This window comes from Novosphingobium chloroacetimidivorans (assembly GCF_014204535.1).
GTDB classification, from domain to species: Bacteria; Pseudomonadota; Alphaproteobacteria; order Sphingomonadales; family Sphingomonadaceae; genus Novosphingobium; species Novosphingobium chloroacetimidivorans.
The window spans coordinates 131,762-149,264 of the sequence record NZ_JACHLR010000002.1 but is presented as its reverse complement, the minus strand read 5'-3'; the positions used below and the strand labels follow the sequence as shown (position 1 = coordinate 149,264).

15 protein-coding genes and 1 tRNA gene are annotated in these 17,503 nt (G+C 68.0%); 11 read left to right on the top strand and 5 right to left on the bottom strand.

What is annotated here, in order from left to right; translation table 11 throughout:
• Positions 1-14 precede the first annotated feature (14 nt).
• A complete protein-coding gene (locus tag HNO88_RS03115) occupies positions 15-278 on the bottom strand; it encodes a helix-turn-helix domain-containing protein (protein WP_184242613.1) in 264 nt (87 codons plus the stop codon).
• Between the two features lie 56 nt (positions 279-334).
• On the opposite strand from HNO88_RS03115, the gene HNO88_RS03110 reads away from it, so the two are divergent.
• On the top strand, positions 335-538 hold the full coding sequence (locus HNO88_RS03110; RefSeq protein ID WP_221419802.1) for a hypothetical protein: 204 nt from the start codon (positions 335-337) through the stop codon (positions 536-538).
• An 8-nt stretch (positions 539-546) separates the two neighbouring features.
• Here HNO88_RS03110 and HNO88_RS03105 read toward each other — a convergent pair whose 3' ends face one another.
• Both HNO88_RS03105 and HNO88_RS03100 read right to left on the bottom strand, forming a co-directional pair.
• Positions 547-915 carry an acyl-CoA thioesterase gene (locus tag HNO88_RS03105; RefSeq protein ID WP_184242808.1) on the bottom strand — a complete coding sequence of 123 codons (369 nt, stop codon included), beginning with the start codon at positions 913-915 and terminating at the stop codon, positions 547-549.
• A 175-nt stretch (positions 916-1,090) separates the two neighbouring features.
• A complete protein-coding gene (locus HNO88_RS03100) occupies positions 1,091-3,169 on the bottom strand; it encodes a S9 family peptidase (protein ID WP_184242612.1) in 2,079 nt (692 codons plus the stop codon).
• 166 nt (positions 3,170-3,335) lie between these two features.
• On the opposite strand from HNO88_RS03100, the gene HNO88_RS03095 reads away from it, so the two are divergent.
• The 5 genes from HNO88_RS03095 (at position 3,336) to HNO88_RS03075 (ending at position 8,809) form a co-directional block, all read left to right on the top strand.
• On the top strand, positions 3,336-5,171 hold the full coding sequence (locus HNO88_RS03095) for an aminopeptidase P family protein (protein WP_184242611.1): 1,836 nt from the start codon (positions 3,336-3,338) through the stop codon (positions 5,169-5,171).
• A gap of 229 nt (positions 5,172-5,400) precedes the next feature.
• Complete coding sequence (locus HNO88_RS03090) at positions 5,401-5,799, top strand: cupin domain-containing protein (RefSeq protein WP_184242807.1); 399 nt, start codon at positions 5,401-5,403, stop codon at positions 5,797-5,799.
• Positions 5,800-5,991: 192 nt separating this feature from the next.
• The gene (locus tag HNO88_RS03085) at positions 5,992-6,609 is read left to right on the top strand and encodes an EF-hand domain-containing protein (RefSeq protein ID WP_184242610.1); all 618 of its coding nucleotides are present in this window, start codon (positions 5,992-5,994) and stop codon (positions 6,607-6,609) included.
• Positions 6,610-6,650: 41 nt separating this feature from the next.
• Complete coding sequence (locus tag HNO88_RS03080; RefSeq protein ID WP_184242609.1) at positions 6,651-7,391, top strand: response regulator; 741 nt, start codon at positions 6,651-6,653, stop codon at positions 7,389-7,391.
• Positions 7,388-8,809, top strand: coding sequence for a sensor histidine kinase (locus HNO88_RS03075; protein ID WP_312856982.1), 1,422 nt, complete (start codon positions 7,388-7,390; stop codon positions 8,807-8,809). The genes HNO88_RS03080 and HNO88_RS03075 overlap by 4 nt, the downstream gene beginning before the upstream one ends.
• Here the strand turns inward: HNO88_RS03075 and HNO88_RS03070 are convergent.
• Together HNO88_RS03070 and HNO88_RS03065 are read right to left on the bottom strand one after the other, a co-directional pair.
• Positions 8,802-11,486 carry a M1 family metallopeptidase gene (locus HNO88_RS03070; RefSeq protein WP_312856981.1) on the bottom strand — a complete coding sequence of 895 codons (2,685 nt, stop codon included), beginning with the start codon at positions 11,484-11,486 and terminating at the stop codon, positions 8,802-8,804. The two genes, HNO88_RS03075 and HNO88_RS03070, sit on opposite strands and share 8 nt — an antisense overlap.
• A gap of 2 nt (positions 11,487-11,488) precedes the next feature.
• The gene (locus tag HNO88_RS03065) at positions 11,489-13,087 is read right to left on the bottom strand and encodes a helicase HerA-like domain-containing protein (protein WP_184242608.1); all 1,599 of its coding nucleotides are present in this window, start codon (positions 13,085-13,087) and stop codon (positions 11,489-11,491) included.
• Between the two features lie 98 nt (positions 13,088-13,185).
• Here HNO88_RS03065 and pabB point away from each other — a divergent pair, with 98 nt between their 5' ends.
• The 5 genes from pabB to HNO88_RS03040 all read left to right on the top strand — a co-directional run bounded on the left by pabB (position 13,186) and on the right by HNO88_RS03040 (position 17,503).
• Positions 13,186-15,042: an aminodeoxychorismate synthase component I gene (pabB, locus tag HNO88_RS03060; RefSeq protein ID WP_184242607.1), complete on the top strand. Its 1,857-nt coding sequence runs from the start codon at positions 13,186-13,188 to the stop codon at positions 15,040-15,042.
• Entirely contained in the window at positions 15,042-16,208 is a 1,167-nt protein-coding gene (locus tag HNO88_RS03055; protein WP_184242606.1) for a pyridoxal phosphate-dependent aminotransferase, read from the top strand. Before pabB ends, HNO88_RS03055 begins: the two co-directional genes overlap by 1 nt.
• Entirely contained in the window at positions 16,205-16,951 is a 747-nt protein-coding gene (locus tag HNO88_RS03050; RefSeq protein WP_184242605.1) for an RluA family pseudouridine synthase, read from the top strand. The genes HNO88_RS03055 and HNO88_RS03050 overlap by 4 nt, the downstream gene beginning before the upstream one ends.
• A gap of 12 nt (positions 16,952-16,963) precedes the next feature.
• The gene (gene arfB / locus HNO88_RS03045; RefSeq protein ID WP_221419816.1) at positions 16,964-17,380 is read left to right on the top strand and encodes an alternative ribosome rescue aminoacyl-tRNA hydrolase ArfB; all 417 of its coding nucleotides are present in this window, start codon (positions 16,964-16,966) and stop codon (positions 17,378-17,380) included.
• Positions 17,381-17,429: 49 nt separating this feature from the next.
• Positions 17,430-17,503 (top strand) — tRNA-Gly (locus HNO88_RS03040).

The window sequence follows — 17,503 nt, the reverse complement described above, 5'->3', positions numbered from 1 at the left end:
GGTCGACGGCATCCTCATGACGGCGGCTGATCCGGCGCTGTGCCAAGAGCCTTGGCGATCTGCTTCTCCGCCTCGGTGGCGTCGGCAATCAGGCGCTGCAGGGCCTTGGCGGTGTCCTCCATCAAGCGGGCGCTGATCGGCTTCTCCCCGTTGACGAAGCGCCGGATCGAACGTTCGTCGATGCCAAGGCGGCGGGCGGCGGTGGTCACGCCGCCAAGCACCTGGATGCAATGGGCGAAGTGCGCGGCGAGCTCCGGCGTCGCGGATGGTTCGGTCATCGTTTTCCTTTCGTCCCGGGATGGTCTGCATGGCGCTCTGCTCTATAGGGCGGCGCATGGCTATCAGCGATGACGACGATCCGTCCTTGAGCCGGACCCAGCGGCGGCTGCTGCGTCGCATCTACAACGGGCGTTCGGTGCCGATCGTCGCCGATGGCCGGCCTTTCCTGACCTACAAGGAGGCGAGCCGCTACCTGCAGTCGCTTGCCCCGCAGGCGCGTGAGGCGGCCTATGCGCAGATGAAGGAACAGGCACTGTAGCCACCGCGCTACGAACCGCGCAGGAATTGCTCTGCCAGGTCCGCGGGCACCCGCATGATGCGCCCGGCGGCGATGTCCAGCATCGCCCACTGCGTGCGCGCCGCGACGATCAGCTTGCCGGCCTCGTTGCGAAATTCGTAGCGCCGTTCGAAGCGCGCGCCTTCGGGCGGCGCCTCGACCCAGGTCGTGGCCTGCGCGCTGTCGCCCTCGCGGATGTTGCCGCGGTAGTCGATCTCGTGGCGCACCACGAGCCAGACATAGGCGGCCTGGTGCTCCGGGCTGGCGACCGCTTCCCAGTGCGCGGTGGCGAGCGCCTCCATCCATTGAACCCAGACCGCATTGTTGACGTGGCCCATGCGGTCGATGTGCTGGGGCATGGCGGTGAAGGTGAGTTGGAACGCCACTACTCCCCTCCCGCTTGCGGGAGGGGTCGGGGGAGGGATTGTGGCGCTCGCAGGACGCTAGAGGCCAGGACGAGAGCAGACAGGCCCTCCCCTAACCCCTCCCGCAGGCGGGAAGGGAACATGCGGACCCCATCGCTGCGCTCGGGGATTATTCTTCCACTCCCAGCTGCCAGAGGATGAAGGCGAACTCTTCCGCCGTTTCCTGCAGGCTTTCGAACCGGCCAGACTTGCCGCCGTGGCCTGCGCCCATGTTGGTCTTGAGCAGCAGTTCGTTGTCGTCGGTCTTCAGCTCGCGCAGCCTCGCGACCCACTTGGCCGGCTCCCAATAGGTCACGCGCGGGTCGTTGAGGCCGGCGGTGACCAGGATCGGTGGATAGGCCTGCGCCTTGACCTGATCGTAGGGGCTGTAGCTGCGGATCAGCTCGAAGGCGGCGTGGTCCTCGATCGGGTTGCCCCACTCGGGCCACTCGCCCGGCGTGAGCGGCAGCGAGGCGTCCAGCATCGTCGCCAGCACGTCGACGAAGGGCACGTGCGCCACCACCGCGCCAAACAGGTGCGGGTCGGAGTTGACGACCGCGCCCATCAGCTCGCCGCCGGCAGAGCCGCCGGAGATACTGATCTTGCCCTCCGCGGTGTAGCCGCGCTCAACCAGGCCTTTCGCGACATCGACGAAGTCGTTGAAGGTGTTGGTGCGCCGCTCCAGCTTGCCGGCCTTGTACCAGGCCCGGCCCAGGTCGTCGCCGCCGCGGATATGGGCGATCGCATAGGCGAAGCCGCGATCGACCAGGCTGAGCCGCGCGATCGAGAAGCCCGGATCGATGGAAATGCCGTAAGCGCCGTAGCCGTAGAGGTGCAGCGGACCGCCGTCTGCCCGATCCTTGCGCATCACCACGCTCACCGGGATCTTGGTCCCGTCGCGCGCCTCGATCTCAAGCCGCTCGGTCTTGTAGAGGCTCTCGTCGTAGCCGGAGGGAATCTGCTGGACTTTCAGCGTCTCCAGCCGGCCATCGGCGACGTGGTAGTCGAACACGGTCGCCGGGCTGACCATCGATTCGTACGAGATGCGCAGCCGGTCCATGTCCCACTCGGGATTGTCGCCCAGGCTGGCGGAATAGCTGGCTTCGGGAAAGACGATCGGCTGGAACTCGTCTTCCTCGTACCAGTGCAGCTCGATCTTATCGAGGCCGCCGCGGCGCCCCTCGATCACGAAGAAGTCCTGGAAGAGGTCGAACCCGGTCAGGTAGAACTCGTCCGAGCCTTCGATCAGCGTCGTCCATTCACCCGGATTTTCAAGCGGCGCGGTGGCGAGGCGGAAGTTCTCGTGGGTGTCGTTGGCATGGATGTAGAGCACGCCCTCGCGCTCATCGACGTCATACTCGACGCCTTTCTGGCGGGGCTTCACCAGAATCTGCTCGCCAAGGGGATCGTCGGCGCGAACCAGGCGCACTTCGCTGGTCTCGTGGTCGCTGGCGCCGATGATCAGCCACTTCTCGTTGGCCGAGAGCGAGGAGCCGACGCGGAAACCCTCGTCATCCTCGTGATACAGCTCGACGTCCTCCGACGTCGGCGTGCCCAGCTTGTGCAACCGGGCATTGTCGGTGCGCCACTGCTCGTTGGCGAGCGAATAGACCAGCGCGGTATCGTCCGCGACCCAGACCAGGCTGGAGAGCGTGCCGGGGATCTCGTCCGGCAGAAGCTCGCCGGTGTCGAGGTCCTTGATCCGCGCGGTGAACCGCTCCGAGCCGTTGTCGTCGATCGCGTAGGCGAGCAGATTGCCCTTCTTGCTGACCGAGATTGCGCCCAGCCGGAAGTATTCCTTGCCCTCCGCCAGCGCGACCTCGTCGAGCAGCAGCTCGTCCTCGCTGCCGTCGTCGGGCGCGTCGACGGGACGGCGCCACCACTTTTTGTACTCGGCGCCTTCCTCGAACTCGATCCAGTAAAGCCAGTCGCCGTCTTTCTGCGGCACCGACTTGTCGGCCTCCTTGATGCGGCCGCGCATTTCCTTGAACAGCGTGTCGATCAGGCCCTTGCGAGGCGCCATGCGGCTCTCGAACCAGGCGTTCTCCGCTTCCAGGTGGGCCAGCACCTCCTTGTCGGTGACTTCGGGGTAGCCCGGATCGCGCAACCAGGCGTAGTCGTCCGCCACCTCGATGCCATGGTGGGTGGAGACGTGCGGCTTCTTCGCCGCCTGCGGAGGACCTGCAAGGGTCGGGGTGGAGCTTGCCATGGCGGATCATCTAGGGTCTGCGACGGACGGGCGAAAGCCCCCGTGCGCCATCAGCGTCGACCCGGATCAAGTCCGGGTCGACGTGGCCCGCAAGCCCGCCACTTTCGCCCGACTTGCACAGAGCCTATCATCGATACTCGACACCGCCGTTCAAACGAGACTCGCCATGCTGATGAACACGCACGAAGCCCGCCTCGACGCCCTGCGCAAGGAGCTGGCCCGGCAGGGTCTGGACGGCTTCGTGGTGCCGATCTCCGACGAGCACATGAGCGAATACGTCGGCGGCTACGCACAGCGCCTGGAGTGGTTGACGGGCTACGGCGGCTCCGCCGGGACGGCCGTGGTACTGACCGATGCGACGCTCTCGCCGGCGGCGGCGATGTTCGTGGATGGGCGCTATACCCTGCAGGTCCGCGATCAGGTGGACGGCCGCTTTTACGCCTACGAAAACGTGCCGCAGACCAGCGTCGCCAAGTGGCTGAGCGAGCATGCCCCCGAGGGCGCGCGGATCGGCTATGACGCCTGGCTGCACGGCAAGGGCTGGGCTGCCGCTGCCGGCAAGGCACTGGAAGCCAGGGGCGGCGCGCTGGTGGCGGTCGAGAGCAATCCGATCGACGTCGTGTGGCAGGACCGCCCCGCCCCCTCGCCCGCACCCGCGATCGTCCACGACGACGATTTCGCCGGCCAGTCGAGCCAGGCCAAGCGCGAGGCGCTGTCCGCCTGGCTCGCCGAGCAGAAGCTCGACGCCGCAGTGATCTCGGCGCTCGATTCGATCGCGTGGCTGCTCAACATCCGGGGGCAGGACGTCGAGCGCACGCCGGTGGCGCTGTCCTATGTCCTGGCGCATGCAGACGGGACTGCAGAGCTGTTTATCGCGCCTGAGAAGGTCACGACCGAACTGACCCGCCACTTGGGCAATGCCGTCCGGATCGAGCCGCGTGACGCCTTCGTGCCGGCGCTGCAAGGTTTGAAGGGCAAGCGCGTTGCGGTCGACCCGGAACGCGCCGTCGCTGCGATCTTCGCGCAGCTGGAGCAGGCCGGCGCGCACGTCGTCGAAACGCGCGATCCCACGGTGCTGCCAAAGGCAGTCAAGAACCCGGTCGAGCAGCAAGGACACCGCAACGCGCAAGTGCGCGATGGCGCGGCGGTGTCGCGCTTCCTGCGCTGGCTGGAGAGCGAGGGGCCCAAGGGCACCGTCACCGAGATGTCGGCGGCGGACGCGCTGCAGGAGTTCCGCCGCCAGACCGGTGACTTGCGCGACCTGTCCTTCGACACGATCTCCGGCGCCGGTCCGAACGGCGCGGTGGTGCATTATCGCGTCTCGGAAGAAACCAACCGCACGCTGGAGCCGGGAAGCGTCTACCTCGTCGATTCGGGCGGCCAATATCCGGACGGCACCACCGACATCACCCGCACGGTGTGGATCGGCCACCAAGGTGGCGGCGGCGAACCCTCTGCCGAGGTCAAGGACCGCTTCACCCGCGTGCTGAAGGGCCACATCGCTCTCGCCCAGGCGGTGTTCCCGCAAGGCACCGCCGGCCATCAGCTGGACGTGCTTGCGCGCCAGTACCTGTGGGCCGCGGGTCTCGACTATGCACATGGTACGGGCCACGGCGTCGGCAGCTTCCTTTCGGTCCACGAAGGTCCGCAGCGTATCGCCAAGTCGGCCGGCGGGCAGGCCGGAACCGACCAGGAGTTGATCGCCGGCATGTTCCTCTCGAACGAGCCCGGCTATTACAAGACCGGCGAATACGGCATCCGCATCGAGAACCTGGTGCTGGTCGAAGCGCGCGACATCCCCGGAGCGGAAGGATCGTATCTCGGCTTCGAGACGCTGACGCTGGTACCGATCGATGCCGCGCTGGTCGATGTCTCGCTGCTCACTCCGCTGGAGCTGGGCTGGTGGAACACCTACCATGCCCGCGTGCTGGAAGTGGTCGGTCCGCAGCTGGACGAGGAAGAACGCGCCTGGCTGGAGGAGCGCTGCCGACCGCTGAGCTGAGCGATCGGGATGGAGGTAGTGCAAACACATGGTTGCACCATCGCCGATGCCCCTCCACGATGCAGAACATATCCGTCCCGCGAGGGGAACCGGAGCGTGAGGAGGGAGCGATTGCAATGCAGGTGGCTCATGTGACGTTCGGCACGACCGATCTGGCGAACAGCTGGCGCTGCGAATGCGACCCCGATGACGACACGCTCAACACCTTCTGCATGCCGGCTGGCTCATGATGGCCGCCCCCGGCGATCTGCGCACCCATCCGGTGCATCTCGGGCTCGGCGCCAAGGCCATCCCACAGCCCGAATTCGCCGGCATGGCCTGGTACGAAGCATATGCCGCGCGCACGGCAGCGGACGGTGCGGAAGGTCGGCTGGTTTCGCTCTACGACTTCGCCGAAAGCTGGGACAGCTGGGAGATGCACCCGGCAGGCGATGAACTCGTCGTCTGCATCGCCGGCGAGATGACGCTGATCCAGGTGCTGCCGAACGGCGCGTTCCACTCTGAGCCGCTGCAAGCCGGGCAATACGCGATCAACCCGGCGGGAACCTGGCACACCGCTGACCTTGCCGGCCCGGCGACCGCTCTGTTCGTCACGGCCGGCCAGGGCACGCAGCACCGCCGCCGGTAACCTCGCGCTTGCACTGGGGTGAACGGGACACAGTGCGTGATACAAATCATCACACTTTCGCAGCGACCCGGCACACTCGCGCGACATTCGCGCTTTAGAAGGGTTGCAAGAAAGCCGCAGGGCGAGAGTTCTCCTCCCTCCCCTTCCGCTCCGCGGCTTTCGCTTTACTCCTCAGGACACCAGGATCGAACCATGACCATCAAGACAATCGCGATCGGACTTTCCGCCGCCGCCCTCGCCCTGGCAGGCGGCGCCGCCAATGCCGCCCAGACGCAGGGCGCAAGGTGGGGCGATGCCGACGGCAACGGCGTGCTCACCCGCGCCGAGGCGCAGACGCAGGCTGCGACGCGTTTCGCCAAGCTCGACCAGAACAAGGACGGCAAGCTCGACAAGGCCGACCGCCAGCTGGCACGCGAAGCCCGCAAGACGCGCATGTTCGAGCGGCTCGATGCCAACAAGGACGGACAGATCACCAAGGCCGAGTTCACCGCGGATCGCGGACCCGCCAAGGCTGGCCCACGCATGGCGGCTGATGGACCAGATGGCGCCAAGAGCTGGGGCAAGGGTCGCGGCGGCCATCGCTGGGGTGGACGTGGCGGACACCGTGGCGGCATGATGATGGGCAAGATGGCCGACGCCAACGGCGACGGCGCCGTCACCCAGGCGGAGTTCGCCGCAGCCACGCTCAAGCGCTTCGACACGATCGATGCCAACAAGGACGGCCAGGTCACCCAGGCGGAGCGCCAGGCCGCGCGCGAGCAGATGAAGGCCAAGTGGCAGCAGATGCGCGCCCAGAAGGCTCAGGGCTGAAGGATGAGGCGCAGCATGGGGCGCGAGACACCGGACCAGGCATGAACGATAGTCTTCCCCCTGCCTCCAAGGTCCTGCTCGTCGACGATGAGGCGGCCCTGCGCGAACCCCTGGCGGAGTACCTCACCCGCCAGGGGTTCCTCGTCACCGCCGCGGCCAATGCCGCGGAGGCCCGCAGCCGCCTGCGCGAGGACAAGCCGCACATCGTCCTGCTCGACATCATGATGCCGGGCGAGGATGGCTTGTCGCTGTGCCGCCATCTGGTGGAAAGCCGCGACATTCCGGTGATCTTCCTCACCGCGCGAGGTGAAGCGACCGACCGGATCGTCGGCCTCGAGATCGGGGCCGACGACTATGTCGTGAAGCCGTTCGAGCCGCGCGAGCTGGTCGCCCGGATCCGCAGCGTGCTGCGCCGCGCCGGTCGCGCGGCAACCCCGGCTGCCGAGAACGAGATCTTCGAGTTCGAGGGCTGGCGGCTCGACCCGCTCAAGCGGCGGCTCAGCGACCGCGAGGGCGCGGTCGTCGCGATTTCCTCGGTCGAGTTCCGCCTGCTGATGGCGTTCCTGGAGCATCCTCGCCAGGTGCTCGACCGCGATCGCCTGCTCGACATGGTGCAGGGTCGCGAGGCGCATCTGTTCGACCGCGCGGTCGACAACCAGGTCAGCCGCCTGCGTCGCAAGATCGAAGTCGACAGCCGCAACCCGCAACTGATCCAGACCGTGTGGGGCGGCGGCTACATGTTCGCGGCCGACGTCAAGCGCATCGTCCAGGACGGCACGTGAGAGCGCTTCGACCCGGAAGCCTGATGGGCCAGATGCTGCTGGCCGTCGCGGCGGCGCTGCTGCTGGTTCAGGGCCTGGGTGCTGCGTTGATCTACCGTGCGCAGCGCGAGCGCTTCCAGGCCGACACGGTGAACGCGCTGGCCTTCCGCCTGATCGCCGAGACGCGCGGCATCGAACACGCGCCGCGTCGATTGCGGACCGGACCACGGGCGCTTTTCGGCGACCGCCTGCACCGCTTCTCCGTGGAAGCTCGCGGATCCTCGCCCTTGCAGCAAGGCGAAAGGCGCGATCCCGGCGCGGAGCAGAAGCTGCGAGAAATCCTGACGAGCCAGGATTTCGGCACCACCGAGGTCGTCGTCGTACGCCGCCCCCTGGCCTCGGACCTCTATGCCACGGCAGCGCTTGCTCGACGCGCCGATCGGATCGACTTGCCGCCTGAGGCGTTCGATCGGGCCAAGGCTGCGGACCTCTACGTCGCAGGGGTCCGCTCTCCCCAGAGCACGGGCTGGATGGTTGCACGCGTTCGGGCGCCGCCCTCGGCCAATGCCCTGCTGGTGCCGCTGACCTTGCAGACCCTGACGCTCTACCTGGTGCTGGTCGGTGTAGTGGCGCTGATCCTGCGCCGGATCACGCACCCCCTGAATGCGCTCACTCGCCAGGTCGCCCGCTTCGCCGCGACGCAGGATCCATCCGGCCAGGTCGAGCCAATGGGCCCGCAGGACATTCGCCAGTTGATCGTCGCGCTGAACGCGATGGAGTGGCGCATCTCCTCGCTGCTCGACGAGAAGGACGTCATGCTCGGCGCCATAGGACACGATCTGAAGACGCCGCTCGCGGCCTTGCGCGTGCGGATCGAGTCGGTCGAGGACGATACCGAGCGCATGCGAATGGCCGCGACGATCGAGGACATCGTGCGCACGCTCGACGACATCCTGTCGCTCGCCCGCGTCGGCCGCCCCAGTGACCCGCTGGAGCGCAACGAGCTCTCGGCCCTGGTCGCTTCGGTGGTCGAGGAATACGAGGACATGGCCGAGCCGGTCGAGCTCGGCGATACCGAACGCATCGTCCTGGAAGTCCGCCCGACCTGGCTGCGGCGGGCCCTGCGCAACCTCGTCGGAAACGCCGTTCGCTATGGCGAGCGTGCGCGAGTGGCGCTCAGCCGCGAGAGCGGGTTTGCCGTGATCCGCATCGACGACGATGGCCCGGGCATTCCCGACTCCTCGATCGAAGCGATGACGCAGCCGTTCGCGCGCGGCGATCCTTCGCGCAACTCCGAGACGGGCGGCGCCGGCCTCGGCCTTGCCCTCGCCCGTGCGATCGCCGAGCAGCATGGCGGTGCCTTGCGGCTCGCCAACCGGCGCGGCACCGACGGCAAGGTCGAGGGGCTCACCGCGCAACTGGCGCTGCCGCTTACTTGAGCGCGGCGAACTCCTCCGAGATCGCCGCCCCGAGTTGCTCGTCGAGCGTGCCGCAATTGCGGACTTGCTCGATCGAGCGATCGAGCTGCAGCGCCGCGGCGGTGCCGGCAAATCGCGGGCGCAAGTCCGTCGCCATCTGTTCCGATCGCTCCACCGAGCAGAACTGCCCCAACGCGGTGGCGATCCGCGCCGCATAGAACGGCCCCTCGCTGCCTTTCAGGAGGCTGTCGAGGTTGGCGACGATCCAGTCGTAGCCGAGCGGCCGGGTCGCCCGACGCGCCATCACCCCATCGAGGATGTCGAGCCGTTCGCTGGCGCGCAGCCGGGGATCGGTGAGGCCCAGCATCCAGGACGCCACGGCCGTGCGGCTGCTGCGCGCGGCGGCCACCAGCGCCGCCGGCCTCGCCACCGGATCCTCCGACGACAGTGCGAAGTCGACCAGCTTGCGCGCCGCCTCTTCTCCGCCGTCCACGAGATAGAGATCGAAGCCGTGATCGATCCAGGCCTCGTCCAAGGCCGAACGATCGCCCGCGAGGTAGCGCGTCGCCGCCTCCTGAAGCTGGTGGCGCAGCCTCGCGCCGCGCGAGGTGCCCAGCAAGGAGGCCAGCATCGCCGAGCGCCAGCGCATGCGCGCGGGCGCCTCGCCGGCATAGACGCCGGCACGCGGATCGAACCCGTAGCGCTTGAGCAAGGGACCATAGAGCCTCTGCCGAAAGCGGACCCAGCCCAGCCGTCCGACAGTGTCGACCAGGCCCATGCGCACCAGTTTGCTCATGGCCGCATCCGCCGCGAACGCGGCGCGGCTGTCGGCGTGGCGGCTCAACTGCGACGACAGCATCGCCAGCTCTGCCACCGTGCCGCGTCCCGCCATGACGGAAGCGGACAGCGAATCCGCCACCGAAAGCGCCTCTCCCGCCGTCAGGCTGCGGGCACTGGCGATCAGCGCGCTCCACATCCGGCGCGGCATCTCTACTCGATAGTAACCCGTGCCCCAGGCATTGGGGACCAACGGCTCCGATCCGGGCAAGTCGAACGTCGTGGATCGACCATCCATGATCTTGCACTGCCGCTCCGACCCGCGACGAACGCAGACGGGGATGATCCAGCGTGTCGCCGGTGTCGGCTGCCCCAGCGGCGCATAGCGGATTTGCGTTGCCTGAAAGCGCTCGCCGTCGCGCCCGAACACCAGCAGCGGCACGCCCTGCTGGTCGATGAAGCTGCGCAAGGCCGGCACGATGCGGGGATCGCCTGCGGCTTGCGACAGAGCCGCGAAGAAGTCCGCACTCGTCGCCGTGCCATGGCGGTGCGCGGCGATGTAGCGCCGGACGCCGTCACGAAAGCGCGCCTCGCCCATGTAGGCGCCCATCATCGCCAGGACATGTCCGCCCTTGCCATAGGTGATGCGGTCGAAGGCGCCGTCGATCTCAGCCGTGGTCGCGATCGGCTGGCGGACGGCGCGTCCTGCGCGCAGCGAATCGATCTCCATCGCCGCGAAGCCCTCGTCGAGCGTGCCCGACCAGATATCGAGATCGGGGCGCCAGGCCTGCCCGATCAGGTAGCCCATGGCGTTGGCGAAGCTCTCGTTCAGCCACAGATCGTCCCACCAGGCCGGGGTGACGAGATCGCCGAACCACTGGTGCGCCAGTTCATGCGCGACGATCCGGCCGAACTCCTGCTGTTGAGCCAGGGGCGCGTTGCGATCCATGATCAGCAGGTCGTCGCGGTACAAGTCGGCGCCCGCGTTCTCCATGGCGCCGGGCAGGATCGGCGTCGTGATCTGGTCGAGCTTGGGGTAGGGAAAGGCTTCGCCGAAGTAGTCCTCCAGCAAGCGCACGATCTGCGCCGAGTTCTCGCGCGCATAGTCCAGCCGGGCGGCATTCTGGCGCGTGGAGACGATCCGCAGTGGCAGCGGATCGGCCCGCTGCCGGGTAGGCGCGACATTGCCCTCCTGCGTGACGAAAGGGCCGACCATCATCGCGACGAGGTAAGTCGGCAAAGGCGCGGTCGGCGCGAAGCGATGAACGTCGAACGGACCTTCGCGCGTGAGCGGCAGTTCCGGAGCGTTGGATACTGCCGTCAAACCGGCGGGCGTGCGCAGGGTGACATCGAATGGCGTCTTGAAGCCGGGCTGGTCGAAGCTGGGAAAGGCCGCGCGCGCGTCCGTCGACTGGAACTGCGTCCAGCTGTACCAGTCACCGTCGACGCGAACGCGGAACATGCCCGCCGCGGTGTCGCCGAACGCCGCATCGTAGTCGAACACCAGCGTCGCCGCGCCTTCCGGTAGCGGCTCCGCGAAGGCGATGCGGGCCGCGCCATCGGCGTCGAGCTGTGCCCAGCTGCCCGGGATGGTACGGGCACCGATCCGCGCCACGATCCGACGGACATCGAGGCCACGCCCGTGGAGAAACACCTCCCTGGTCCCGGACGCCAGGACGACGGCAATCTCGACATGACCGGTAAAGCGTGGCTGCGCCGGATCGACGGTCAGGTCCAGCCGGTATGCGGTGGGTCGAACCGCATCGCCCAGCCGGCCTTGCGGATGGGACGCGATGCTGCGCCGGCCCTGCACCTCGATGGGCGCCTGGTCGGCACTCTCGTCCGCGGCCGGCGCCGGGCCGGCAAGGGCCAGCAGCGTCCCCGTTACGGCGCACCAGATCGGAAATCGAACCCGCGACACTCCTAGCGCATCAACCCGCCGATGAGGTTGCGCGCGAACCGGGCGATGCCGGGGATGCCGATGGCCTTTTCCAGCGTGCCGCCGATGGTGCCGGCCGCGGCGCTGGCCGCGCTTGCGCGCGGGCTGGCGCGGCTGGTCCGGCCCTGCAGCTTGCCCGCCAGGATCGAGCCTGCACTCGCAGCCGCAGCGCCGGCAGCGGCGCGCGCAACCTTGCCGCCCAAGCCATCCCACAGGCTCGGGCTCTTGCGCTCCTGGCGACCGACCGCCTCCGCGCCCTTTTCGGCCACTTCCCGCGCGGTGGCAGCGGCATCGGCTGCCTTGGCCGCCAGCACTTCCTCCGCGCTCTCGCGATCGACCCGGGCGTCGTACTTGCCGGCGAACGGACTGATCGACTGCACGATCGCGCGTTCCTTGGCAGTCACCGGCCCCAGCCGCGAACGCGGCGGCGCGATCAGCGTGCGCTGCACGACACTCGGCGCCCCCTCCTCGTCCAGAGTGGAAACCAGCGCCTCGCCCGTCTTCAACTCCGTGATCGCACGCTCGACATCGAGCTCGGGATTGATGCGAAAGGTTTCGGCCGCCGCCTTGATCGCCTTCTTGTCGCGCGGCGTGAAGGCGCGCAGTGCGTGCTGGATGCGGTTGCCCAGCTGGCCCGCGATCTCCTCGGGCACGTCGATCGGGTTCTGCGTGACGAAGTAGACGCCCACGCCCTTGGAGCGGACGAGCCGCACGACCTGCTCGATCTTCTCCTGCAGCGCCTTGGGCGCATCGTCGAACAGCAGGTGCGCCTCGTCGAAGAAGAACACCAGCCGCGGCTTGTCCAGGTCGCCGACTTCGGGAAGCGTCTCGAACAGCTCTGCCAGCAGCCACAGCAGGAACGTGGCGTAGAGCTTCGGGCTGCGCATCAGCTTGTCCGCGGCCAGCACGTTGATGACGCCGCGGCCCTGCTCGTCGCAGCGCATGAAGTCGACGATCTCCAGCGCCGGCTCGCCGAAGAACTGCGCGCCGCCCTGGCTTTCCAGGCTGAGCAGCTGGCGCTGGATGGCGCCGACGCTCGCCTTGGAGACGTTGCCGTACCTGGTCGACAGCTCGCTGGCATGCTCGGCGGTGTGGACCAGCATGGCCTGCAGGTCCTCCAGGTCGAGCAGCAGCAGGCCCTGTTCGTCGGCGAAGCGGAACGCGATGTTGAGCACGCCTTCCTGAGTCTCGTTCAGGTCCAGCAGCCGCGCCAGCAGCAGCGGCCCCATCTCCGAGATCGTCGTGCGGATCGGATGGCCCTGCTCGCCATAGAGGTCCCAGAACACCGCCGGATTGTCCGAGTAGGCGTAATCGGCAAGCCCGATCTCCTTGGCGCGCGCCTCCAGCACGGCGGCGTTCTTGAACGTCGGACTGCCGGCCATGGCGATGCCGGCGAGGTCGCCCTTCACGTCCGCCAGGAACACCGGAACCCCGGCGGCGGAGAACTGCTCGGCCATGGTTTGGAGCGTCACCGTCTTGCCCGTGCCGGTTGCGCCCGCCACAAGTCCATGGCGGTTGGCGCGCGAGAGGCGCAGGATCTGGCGTTCGCCGTTGCTGCCCAGCCCCAGGTAGATCTCGGACATCGTCTCTCCCAACTTATCGCAGTCGACGATAGGGCTCGCTGGTCGCCCAAGCGAGAGGCATTTTTGCCAGCGCGCCACGAAGCCGCTAGGGCGCTGCCGTGTCGTCTCGCGCTCCTGCCCCCCTTGCCGCCGGAACTGCGTTCGTGCTGCTCGACGATGCGCGGGCGGAGGGCGCCCAAGCGGCACGGCTGTACACCGCGCCCCGCGAGCTGGTGGTCGCCCGGCGCACCGACGAGGTGCTGCCTGCCTTCGCCCGGCTGCGGCAGCTCTCGCGCGAGGGAGCCTATCTCGCCGGATCGATCGCCTACGAGGCAGGCCTCTCCCTGGAGCCCAGGCTGGAGCACCTGCTGCGGCATCGCGCAGGCGACGCGCCGCTGCTGTGGTTCGGCGCCTTTTCGGCGTACGAGACGATCGCAGCGGTGGATGTTCCGCGCTGGCTGTCATCGCACGCGACCGGCACCGCGCCGGCGTCGATCGGCCCGCTCGAGCCGCAAGTCTCCCAGGGCGGCTACGCCAAGGCCTTCGCGACCATGCACGAGGCGATTACCGCGGGCGACATCTACCAGGCGAACCTGACGTTCCCGCTCGCCGGACCGTGGCAAGGCGATCCGCTCGCGCTCTATGCTGCGCTGCGTGCAAGCGCCGCGGCGGGCCACGGCGGCATCGTGCATGATGGTCATCGCTGGCTCCTCAGCTTCTCGCCCGAACTGTTCTTCGCGCTCCGGGCGGGCGAGGTGACGGTCCGGCCGATGAAGGGGACCCGCCCGCGCGGCCAGGACCATGCGGACGACGCTGCCCTGCGTGGCGCACTTGCCGGATCGGCCAAGGACCGTGCCGAGAACCTGATGATCGTCGACCTGATGCGCAACGATCTCTCTCGCGTCGCCGTGCCCGGCAGCGTGCGGGTGGAGCAGCCCTTCGCGGTCGAGACCTACCCGACCGTGCACCAGATGGTCTCTACCGTCCGCGGCCGGCTTGCTCAAAATCACGACGCGATCGACCTGCTGCGGTCGCTTTTCCCCTGCGGCTCGGTGACCGGCGCTCCCAAGATCCGCGCGATGGAACTGATCGCGCAAGTGGAGCGCGATCCCCGCGAAGCGTACTGCGGCAGCATCGGCCGGATCGATCCCTCTGGCGATGCCGCGTTCAATGTGGCAATCCGCACCTTGCGCCTGGAACCGGGCAAGTCAGGCACAAGCGGCCGGGCGGTCCTGGGCGTCGGCTCCGCGATCGTCGCGGATTCGCAAGCACTTCCCGAGTGGCGGGAGTGCCTGGTCAAAGGGGGGTTCGTGCGACAGTCGGGACGGGATCCCCAGAGCGGCCACGGCGCCGGTGCCGCTCGGTTCGACCTGATCGAGACGATGCGCTTCACCCCCGAAGACGGCATCCCCTTGCTCGAACTGCATCTGGAGCGGCTGCGGCTCAGCTGTGAGGCGCTCGGGTTCGCCTACGATCGCCATGCCTTGCGCAATGCCATCCAGGCGCTGTGCTTCGATGCCGACGGCCCCGCTAAGCTGCGCCTCGTCGCCGCGCGCAGCGGTGCCTATAGCCTGGAACTGGCCGAGCTGCCCGAAGCCATGCCAAGTCCGCTGACCTGCGCGGTGCTGCCGATCCCGGTGGACGGTAGCGACTGGCGCTTGCGGCACAAAAGTACCGACCGAGGCTTTTACGAGCGAGGCCTGACCGTGGCGCGAAGCGCGGGCGCCGGCGAGGCGCTGTTCCTGCGCGACGATGGCCTGGTCACCGAAGGCACCTTCACCAACATCTTCGTCGAGCGAGACGGCGCGCTGCTGACGCCGCCCGCCGCGCTTGGCCTGCTGCCCGGCGTACTGCGCCGCTCTTTGATCGATGCGGGACGCGCGCGCGAGGCCGAGCTGACGCTCGACGACCTTGCCGGCGGTTTCCTCGTCGGCAACGCCTTGCGCGGCCTCATGCCTGCGCGGCTGCTCACCTGATGCATACCTCCACCGCCCTCGCGCGCATCGCGCCTTCGCAGACCACTGCCATGACCGACCGGGCCACGCGCCTGCGCGAGCAGGGCGTGGACATCATCTCCCTGTCGGTCGGCGAGCCCGACTTCGCGACCCCGCCGCACGTGATCGCCGCCGCCAAGGCCGCGCTCGATGCGGGCGAGACACGCTACACGGCGGTGGGCGGCACCACACGGCTCAAGCAGGCAGTCGCGCTGCACTTCGCTCGCGACCTCGGCCTCGAAGTTCCGACCAGCCAGGTAACGGTCAGCGCCGGCGGCAAGCAGGCGATCTTCCACGCGCTGCTCGCCACCATCAGCGAAGGCGACGAGGTGGTCGTGCCCGCTCCCTGGTGGGTGAGTTATCCGGAGATCGTTCGCTTCGCCGGCGGCAACGTCGTGCCGCTGATCACCTCGCCGGCCCACGATTACCTGTTCGATGGCGCGGACCTGGACGCGCTGATCGGCCCGCGCACGCGCTGGCTGCTGCTCAACAGCCCCGGAAACCCGACCGGTGCCTGGTATCCACCCGAAATGCTGCGCAGCATCGGCGCAGTGCTGCGCCGTCATCCGGAGGTGCTGGTGCTGTCGGACGACATCTACGCGCCGCTCAACTACACCGGGAAAAGCCACGTGACGCTCGCCGCTGAGTGTCCCGACCTGGCCGATCGGGTGCTGACCGTTTCGGGCGTGTCCAAGAGCCATGCGATGACCGGGTTCCGCATCGGCGTTGCCGCCGGACCCGAGTGGTTGATCCGCGCCATGGAAACGCTGCAGTCGCACTCATCGGGCAATCCCTCGTCGATCAGCCAGGCCGCCGCCGTCGCCGGATTCGAAGGCCAGCAGGAATTCCTGGCCGAGTGGCGAGATCGCTTCCGCACCCGGCGCGACGTGGTGGTAGACGCCATCAACGCGATCCCGGGCCTGTCCACGCCGGTGCCCCAGGGCGCGTTCTACTGCATGGTCGATGCGGCGCCCCTGATGGATCGCTTCGGTGACGATGCTGCACTCGTGCTGCACTTGCTCGACCATGGGGTGGCGGTCGTGCCCGCCAGTGCCTTCGGCGGTCAAGATGGCTTCCGCATCAGCTTCGCCGCCGACGAGGCCAAGCTTGACGAGGCCCTGCGCCGCATCGCCAAGGCCGTGGCATGAGCCCGTTCCCGATCCTGTTCGAGGATGGCGAGGCGCTCGTCATCGACAAGCCGGCCGGCCTGCCGCTCGACACGCCGCGTGCCGGCGGTCCCAGCCTGGAGGACGAGCTTGGCAACTTGCGCCTGAACTTCCAGCGCGATCCCGCTCCCGTTCACCGGCTCGACCGCGACACCTCCGGTTGCCTGCTGCTCGCGCGCAATCCCAAGGCGTTGAAGCGCTTCTCCGCCGCGTTCGAGGCACGCGCGGTGGAAAAGGTCTATCTCGGCGTGGTCGACGGCAGCGTCGAAGGGCAGGAAGGCACGATCGATCTCGCCCTGTCCAAGGTCAGCACCGCCAAGGATGGCTGGCGCATGATCCCCGCGCGCAAGGGCAAGCCGGCGATCACCCATTGGCGCAAGCTGGCCGAGCACGAGGGTCGCACATTGGTCGAGTTCCGTCCCGAAACCGGCCGCACCCACCAGATCCGCGTCCATGCGGCGAGCGGCCTGGGATCCCCGCTGCTGGGCGATCCGGTGTACGGCAGCGGCAATGCTGCACGCACGATGCTGCATGCTGCGGCACTGACGGTGCCGCGCGAAGGCAAGCCCGCCATCGTTGCGGGGGCGCCATTCCCCGCCGACTTCCTCGCGCTGGGCTTCACCGCGCCTGAACACCAGGCCACGTCCCGCGAAGGCGCGATTCCAGTCTCCGAAGCTTTGTCGATCGACGGCAACGGAGATGGATCCCTGCCGTCGCAGGAATGACGAAGACGTGGACTGCTCGTGGCTGACGATCTGATCGACCGGGCTCAGGCGCTGGCGAGTGAAAGCTTCATTGCCGCCTCGGGCCCTGGGGGGCAGAACGTCAACAAGGTGGCGACTGCCGTCCAGTTGCGCCTGGACGTCTACGCACTACGGCTCTCGCCCCCCGTCTTCGCGAGGCTCAAGGAACTGGCCGGCAGCCGCATGACCGGCCGCGGCGAACTGGTCATCGCCGCGCGCCGCTTTCGCACCCAGGAAGCCAATCGCGCAGACGCGCGCGAGCGCCTCGCCGAACTGCTCGCACAAGCGCAGCAACTCCCCGCCCAGCGCGCCAAGAGCCGCCTCAACCGCGTTGGCAAGGAACAACGCATCAAGGGCAAGAAGCTTCGCGGCTCGGTCAAGGCCGGGCGCGGCAAGGTGTCATTCGATTGATCAGACGCGTTGACGCAACCGTGCCGCCCATGGCACTAGGCCGACCGACGCGGGTGTAGCTCAATGGTAGAGCAGCAGCTTCCCAAGCTGAATACGAGGGTTCGATTCCCTTCACCCGCTCCA

Excerpts from the sequence above, each read along its gene's own strand:
- HNO88_RS03050 (WP_184242605.1), top strand. The coding sequence starts at position 16,205 with ATGAGCCCGTTCCCGATCCTGTTCGAGGATGGCGAGGCGCTCGTCATC.
- HNO88_RS03110 (WP_221419802.1), top strand. The coding sequence starts at position 335 with ATGGCTATCAGCGATGACGACGATCCGTCCTTGAGCCGGACCCAGCGG.
- HNO88_RS03090 (WP_184242807.1), top strand. The coding sequence starts at position 5,401 with ATGGCCGCCCCCGGCGATCTGCGCACCCATCCGGTGCATCTCGGGCTC.
- HNO88_RS03095 (WP_184242611.1), top strand. The coding sequence starts at position 3,336 with ATGCTGATGAACACGCACGAAGCCCGCCTCGACGCCCTGCGCAAGGAG.
- HNO88_RS03105 (WP_184242808.1), bottom strand. The coding sequence starts at position 915 with ATGCCCCAGCACATCGACCGCATGGGCCACGTCAACAATGCGGTCTGG.
- HNO88_RS03085 (WP_184242610.1), top strand. The coding sequence starts at position 5,992 with ATGACCATCAAGACAATCGCGATCGGACTTTCCGCCGCCGCCCTCGCC.
- HNO88_RS03065 (WP_184242608.1), bottom strand. The coding sequence starts at position 13,087 with ATGTCCGAGATCTACCTGGGGCTGGGCAGCAACGGCGAACGCCAGATC.
- HNO88_RS03080 (WP_184242609.1), top strand. The coding sequence starts at position 6,651 with ATGAACGATAGTCTTCCCCCTGCCTCCAAGGTCCTGCTCGTCGACGAT.
- HNO88_RS03115 (WP_184242613.1), bottom strand. The coding sequence starts at position 278 with ATGACCGAACCATCCGCGACGCCGGAGCTCGCCGCGCACTTCGCCCAT.
- HNO88_RS03100 (WP_184242612.1), bottom strand. The coding sequence starts at position 3,169 with ATGGCAAGCTCCACCCCGACCCTTGCAGGTCCTCCGCAGGCGGCGAAG.
- HNO88_RS03055 (WP_184242606.1), top strand. The coding sequence starts at position 15,042 with ATGCATACCTCCACCGCCCTCGCGCGCATCGCGCCTTCGCAGACCACT.